At 47.5% G+C, this 6,713-nt stretch carries 6 protein-coding genes and 1 pseudogene; 6 read left to right on the forward strand and 1 reads right to left on the reverse strand.

Translation table 11 applies throughout. From position 1 onward, the window contains the following. The 6 genes and pseudogenes from LJE11_RS14955 (at position 1) to LJE11_RS14980 (ending at position 5,679) form a co-directional block, all read left to right on the forward strand. The gene (locus LJE11_RS14955) at positions 1-1,878 is read left to right on the forward strand and encodes an AAA family ATPase (protein ID WP_117628574.1); all 1,878 of its coding nucleotides are present in this window, start codon (positions 1-3) and stop codon (positions 1,876-1,878) included. Between the two features lie 156 nt (positions 1,879-2,034). Then, positions 2,035-3,525 (forward strand): annotated as a pseudogene (locus LJE11_RS14960) (VirD4-like conjugal transfer protein, CD1115 family); the annotation flags it as partial. A 238-nt stretch (positions 3,526-3,763) separates the two neighbouring features. Then, positions 3,764-3,922 (forward strand): Maff2 family mobile element protein, encoded by a 159-nt coding sequence (locus LJE11_RS14965; protein WP_116705496.1) that lies wholly within the window; start codon positions 3,764-3,766, stop codon positions 3,920-3,922. A 155-nt stretch (positions 3,923-4,077) separates the two neighbouring features. Beyond that, positions 4,078-4,350, forward strand: coding sequence for a helix-turn-helix domain-containing protein (locus LJE11_RS14970; RefSeq protein ID WP_002593556.1), 273 nt, complete (start codon positions 4,078-4,080; stop codon positions 4,348-4,350). Then, positions 4,310-4,687, forward strand: coding sequence for a TnpV protein (locus tag LJE11_RS14975; protein WP_005335912.1), 378 nt, complete (start codon positions 4,310-4,312; stop codon positions 4,685-4,687). The genes LJE11_RS14970 and LJE11_RS14975 overlap by 41 nt, the downstream gene beginning before the upstream one ends. Before the next feature lie 29 nt (positions 4,688-4,716). Then, positions 4,717-5,679, forward strand: coding sequence for a DUF3658 domain-containing protein (locus tag LJE11_RS14980; RefSeq protein ID WP_005601707.1), 963 nt, complete (start codon positions 4,717-4,719; stop codon positions 5,677-5,679). Between the two features lie 61 nt (positions 5,680-5,740). Here the strand turns inward: LJE11_RS14980 and LJE11_RS14985 are convergent, their stop codons facing one another. After that, positions 5,741-6,547 (reverse strand): helix-turn-helix domain-containing protein, encoded by an 807-nt coding sequence (locus LJE11_RS14985; protein WP_008372835.1) that lies wholly within the window; start codon positions 6,545-6,547, stop codon positions 5,741-5,743. Between the last annotated feature and the right edge of the window lie 166 nt (positions 6,548-6,713).

Here is a 6,713-nt window from a genome sequence, read left to right on the forward strand (position 1 = left end):
ATGTATTACACCCAAGAACAAATAGACTGCGCCAACCAAGCCGACCTTGTTTCTTTTCTGCAAGGACAGGGCGAGCAGCTTACCCGCGCCGGACAGGAATACCGCTGGAAACGGCATGACAGCTTGACTATTCGGGGAAACAAATGGTACAGGCACAGCCAGAGCAAAGGCGGCGCACCCATTGATTTTGTCATGGAGTTTTTCGGAAAGAGCTTTACCGAAGCCGTAGAACTGCTGACAGGAGAAAAAGGCGCAGCACCGCCGCCGGACAGACCAAGCCCCGCGTCCTTTTCTGACTTTCGACTGCCGCCCCACAACACCGACAACCACATAGCGAGGAACTTCCTCACAGCCGCCCGCCACATTGATGAAGATGTGTCGGGCTTTTTCTTTTCCACCGGGGATATTTACGAGGAAGCCGCCCACCATAACGCCGTATTCGTAGGACGGGACGAGGACGGAGTACCACGATACGCCCACCAACGCGGCACAGCCGGGAACTTCCGGCTTGATGTGAAAGGCAGCGACAAAGCCTTTAACTTCTGCTATCGGGGCGAGGGCGAAAGATTGTTTGTCTTTGAAGCCCCTATTGACCTGTTATCTTTTCTCTGTCTGTTCAAAAAGGACTGGCAGAAGCAAAGCTATCTTGCGCTGGGTGGCGTGGGAGATAAAGCCCTTATGCGCTTTCTCTCTGACCGCCCGAACATCAAGACCGTATATCTCTGCCTTGACAGCGACCAAGCCGGAAACGACGCTTGTAGCCGCCTTGTGGAGCTTATGCCGGAGGGCTTGACCGTCCACCGCCTTATCCCTCTTTTCAAAGACTGGAACGAGGTGCAGACGCGCCGGGGCGAAATCACAGACGGGAAATATCTGCGGGAAGCTGTCTATGGATTGAAAGAACCGCCACAGGAAGAAACCGTTGAGATTATCCGCATGAGCGAGGTTGACACACAGACCGTTGAATGGCTATGGGAGCCGTATATCCCCTTTGGGAAAGTAACCATAGTACAGGGCAACCCCGGCGAGGGAAAGACCACCTTTGCGCTGCGCCTTGCCGCTGCCTGTACCACTGGCGGGACGCTTCCGGGCATGAAGCCCATACAGCCGTTTCAAGTTATTTATCAGACCGCCGAGGACGGTTTGGGAGATACCGTCAAACCCCGCTTGATAGAAGCCGCCGCAGACCTTGACCGGGTGCTTGTGATTGATGAAGCAAAACGGGAGCTTACCCTGTCCGACGAGCGCATAGAGAAAGCAATCATACAGAACGGGGCGCGTCTGATTATCCTTGACCCCATACAGGCGTATATGGGCGACAAAGCCGACATGAACAAGGCAAACGAGGTGCGCCCCATTTTTCGCCGCCTTGCCGAAGTTGCGGAGCGTACCGGGTGCGCCGTTATCCTTATCGGACACCTTAACAAAGCTGCCGGAGGACAGAGCGCATACAGGGGCTTAGGTTCTATCGACTTTAGAGCCGCAGCAAGGAGCGTCCTTTTAATCGGGCGCGTGAAGCGTGAGCCGAATGTGCGTGTTATCATTCACGACAAATCTTCCCTTGCGCCGGAGGGAAAGCCCGTTGCCTTTTGCCTTGACCCGGAAACAGGCTTTGAGTGGATAGGCGAATATGATATAACTGCCGACGAGCTGCTGTCCGGCGCGGGCGGCAACAACGCCACCAAAACCGAACAGGCTGAAAAGCTGATACTTGACCTACTGGCAGACGGAAAAGAACTTGCCAGCGAGGACATAGAGAAAGCCGCAGCCGACGCGGGAATTTCTGCCCGTACTGTCCGGGCGGCAAAGAAAAACCTTGACGGGCGCATTACCTCAAAGCGTATCGGCGCAGCATGGTATCACGCCCTAAAAAAGTGAACTGGCAAAATCCAAGTGGCAAAACCCAGATACCTTGCCACTTTGCCACTTCGCCACTTCAACCATAATCCCACAGCCCCATGTATGACCGCGTGGGGCTTTATCGTGGAAAAAAGAGCATATGTCGCGTCAATAACTCTAAAAAGCACTTGACAAAACGCTTCATGGGGCGGTGCGGAGGATATAAAGCCGTATATCGACCCCGTTTTTGAAAATAACGTGTTGCTGACGCAGACCGAAAGGCTGATGATGAGCAGCCGCCCGAAGCAGCCGAAGTATGCAAGAAACAAAAACATTCTTGTTATCGGCGGTTCCGGCAGCGGCAAGACCCGCTTTTTCGTAAAGCCGAATTTAATGCAAATGCACAGCAGCTATGTAGTAACCGACCCGAAAGGCACCGTCTTAATCGAGTGTGGGAAGCTCTTGCAGCGGGGCGGGTACAAAATCAAAGTGCTGAATACGATTAACTTCAAAAAATCCATGAAATACAATCCCTTTGCCTATCTGCGGAGCGAAAAGGACATTTTGAAGTTAGTCAATACCATTATCGCCAACACCAAAGGCGACGGGGAGAAATCCGGCGAGGATTTTTGGGTAAAAGCCGAAAAGCTCTACTATACCGCGCTTATCGGCTATATCTGGTACGAAGCCCCCGACGAGGAAAAGAACTTTACGACGCTGCTTGAAATGATAAATGCGTCGGAAGCCCGCGAGGACGACGAGGACTTTAAGAACCCGGTTGACCTCATGTTTGAACGTCTGGAAGAAAAAGACCCGGAGCATTTTGCAGTCAAGCAGTACAAGAAGTACAAACTTGCGGCGGGCAAGACCGCTAAATCAATCCTTATTTCCTGTGGCGCAAGGTTAGCCCCCTTTGACATACGGGAACTGCGCGAACTCATGGAAACCGACGAAATGGAGCTTGACACTTTGGGAGATAGAAAAACGGCATTGTTCGTTATCATCTCCGACACCGACGACACTTTCAATTTTGTTGTTTCCATTCTCTACACGCAGCTTTTCAACCTGTTATGCGATAAAGCCGACGACGTTTACGGCGGGCGGCTGCCTGTTCATGTACGCTGCCTGTTAGATGAATTTGCAAATATCGGTCAAATCCCGAAGTTTGAAAAGCTCATAGCGACCATACGAAGCCGCGAAATATCGGCTTCTATTATTTTGCAATCACAGTCGCAGCTAAAGGCAATCTACAAGGACAACGCCGACACGATTGTAGGCAACTGCGACACGACCCTTTTCTTGGGCGGCAAGGAAAAAACGACGCTCAAAGAAATATCGGAAATCTTAGGCAAAGAAACGATTGACAGCTTCAACACTTCCGAAACCAGAGGGCGGGAGCTTTCGCATGGGCTGAACTATCAGAAGTTAGGCAAAGAGCTTATGACGCAGGACGAAATCGCGGTCATGGACGGCGGGAAATGTATCTTGCAGCTTAGAGGTGTGCGCCCGTTCTTCTCTGATAAATTCGACATCACGAAGCACCCGAAATACAAGTACCTGTCCGACGCAGACCCGAAAAACGCCTTTGATATGGAAAAGCACATCAAACGCCGCCCCGCTATCGTAAAGCCGGACGAAGTATTTGACTACTATGAAATCGACGTACAGGAGGACGCAGCACCGTAAAGGAGGTGGTAATCTATCCGAACTGTAAACATTGGCTATATGGTACGCGCCCCTACTTGGGGCGCGGCAGGAAGCCGCAGCGTATCAACCCTTACAAAAATGACAACTGAATACCGCCGCGCCGCAGCAGTTTAAGCAGCGCGGGGACAGCCGCCAAACATAGGCGGCTTTTTTCATACCCAAAACCAAAAACAAACAATTTTTATCGCCGCAAAGCGGCAGAAAGTGAGGAAATTATATGGCATTTTTCAACAGCGCAGTAGGCGTATTGCAGACCCTTGTTATCGCTCTTGGAGCAGGCTTAGGTATTTGGGGCGTTATCAATCTTCTGGAGGGATATGGTAACGACAATCCGGGTGCGAAATCCCAGGGCATGAAGCAGTTCATGGCTAATTAAAGGGAACAAAAAGAAAGGGAATGCACAATCCAGACGGTATCAGCGGCAGGCTACAAGAATAAATTGTGATTTCACAAGATTGGTGTTATAATAAGAGAAAAGTTCCTGCCGGGGCAACCGCCCCGGTGGTATGGATAGAAAGGCAGGAAAACAATATGCACATCAGCTATAAACCACTCTGGCACACACTGTTAGAGCGTGATATGAGAAAAGAGGATTTAAGGCTTGCTGCTGGTATGACAACAAATATGATTGCCAACATGAGCAAAGAGGGAAAGCACATCAGCATGGATACATTAGCCCGTATCTGTGAAACTCTGAATTGTGAGATTACTGATGTGATTGAGTTAGTACCAGACGAGCCTGCTTCCACAGGAGGTAAGGAACATGAGCGAATTGAAACCAAGAATAACGGAAAACGGAATTGATTATATCCTTGTCGGAGATTACTACATTCCAGGCTTGAAACTGCCGGAGGAACACCGCCCTATCGGAAAGTACGGACGAATGCACCGGGAATATTTAAGAGAAGTCCACCCAGCCAGATTGAATACATTGATACTGACCGGAGAATTGTTGACATATCTTGCAGACCTGAATGAACAGGCACAAAAACGGTTAGACACTATCATGGAGCAGATGAAAGCTACCGAGGGCGTGACAGAGGAATTGAAGTGTACCCGACAAATGGAATGGGTGCAGCGTTGCAATAACATTCACAACAGGGCAGAAGAAATTGTTTTGTATGAGATGATTTATTCATAACGGGAGCAATTAAATCGGAGGTATATAAGATGATTGAAATTGTATTTGGTGAAAGTGCCTGTGGAAGTTTGAAAATTGCCCAAACTTACGGCAAGGGAAAGTATAGAGGAAGTGCTGTTTCAATATTTATGAGGCACGAAGACGGGAGTGTTCCATCTTCAGATGAAATGAAAAAGGCACAGCTTCAAGCACAGGAACAAGAACGCATTGCTTGGGAGAATGCTATTCCATTGGGAGGCAAGAGCAGTGATGTTTATTGTTTTGATATGGTTCTTAGTGTGGGAGATATTTCTGATAATGGAATTGGCGAACAGCGGAAAAATATTTTCAAGAAAATGCTGTCTGTCTGCTTTGTAGAGGATTTAGATTATCAGGTTGAAGAAAAAATACAGAAAATTAAAACTACATTGACCTCAGTGATTGAACGATATGTAGCTGGGGAAGAAATTCGCATTTGGTATAGCTATAATCCAGATGAGCTTTGTGGTATGTATTGGCTTATGAAACAACTTCAACCATTAAACTGCCAGACAACAATTTATTTGGTTAAGTTACCTACATGGGAATATGGAAAAGAAAATACTATGACATCCAAAATAGCATGGGGCGAGGTCTCTCCTGGCGAATGGGGAAACTATATAACTCTACAAGAGAAAGCTAATCCTGTATTTCTTTCAGCTTGTACTATGAAATGGAATCAACTTCAAAATGAAAATGCACCTTTGCGTGCAATGTTAAATGGTAAATTGCAAAGCGTTTCAGAAGATATATATGATAGTTTCATTCTTCGTGAAATTGCGGAACAGCCAGAGCAATTCAAAATGGCTATTGTCATAGGTAATGTTTTAGGAAAATATCAACTTGGAATTAGTGATGTATGGATTTCCAATCGCATTGATAAAATGCTTGAAGATGGTGTGTTGGAAATTATACAGGACGCACCAAAGGGAGAAACAAATTATCGCCGAATATTAAGAAAACGAATGAAATAATAACCACAGCACAAACCGCTGCTACATGGAATCCAACAAACCATGCAACAGCGGTTTTCCTTTACCGTTTTTTCCTCTGGCTGATAGGCGTTCCCATTTTCTTTGATTTTTTGAGAATACGAATGAACCAGCGAAATTCTTCTTCTGACAGGTTTTTATAGTTGATACCAAGCTGCTTGCAGTAAAGGATAACCAGTTTTTCATCTCGACTGCCCTTGAAATTTTCGACCGCTTCCAGATTTTCTTTCAGTTCATCGGCAACGGTAGTTTGGGGCGCACTCTCGCTGTCCTTTTTGTGGAATTCCCGAATATCCCGGATAATCAGGTTGAGGTCATCCAGAACCATGTGACTGAAATACTCATCATCACTGATATGTGCGGCTTGCAGCACCTTCAAATGCGGGTCATCTTCGCCGGGGCGATACCGTTCAATAATTTCATGCCGGACGGTATCAACAAGGGAGTTGAGATTTTGGATTTGCATGGTGGCAATCCCGTCCACATAAATCTCAATGTCCGCAAGAAACTTGATAAAGTCCTTATGGGTGGCAAGTTCGCAGAGCAGACGGTTGTTAATCCGACCGCTTTTCAGCAGTGCCACCATCTCATCGTTCAAATGCAGCTCCGTCAGTGGCGTGTTGATCTGCTCCCTGTTCTCTGTCCGGCACAGCAGATAATCGACGGAAACCCCATAGAAGTCTGCCAGCGTGATAAGGTTGCCATGATTGATTTCCTTATAATCCTCTTTTTCATAACTGCCAAGGGCTGATTTAGAAATGCCCGTCAGCTTTGATAGTTCTTCCAGATTTAAGCCTTTGTCTTTGCGGAGTTCCCAAAGGCGTTCCTGTATGCTTGTTGCAACTTTCATGGGCGCACGCTCCTTTCCGGTGGTTTTATTTCTGCCGTTTAACTGGATTATATCACACTTTCCGCAATCGTGGAAATTTCTGATTTTCCCCCTGATTCCTACTTTGTGGATATACGGCACAGGGCACAAAAATGTTCTATGATACAGGTAGTTCATCGATGGATTA

The organism is Blautia sp. DFI.1.216 (assembly GCF_020594215.1).
Classification (GTDB): domain Bacteria; phylum Bacillota; class Clostridia; order Lachnospirales; family Lachnospiraceae; genus Blautia_A; species Blautia_A wexlerae.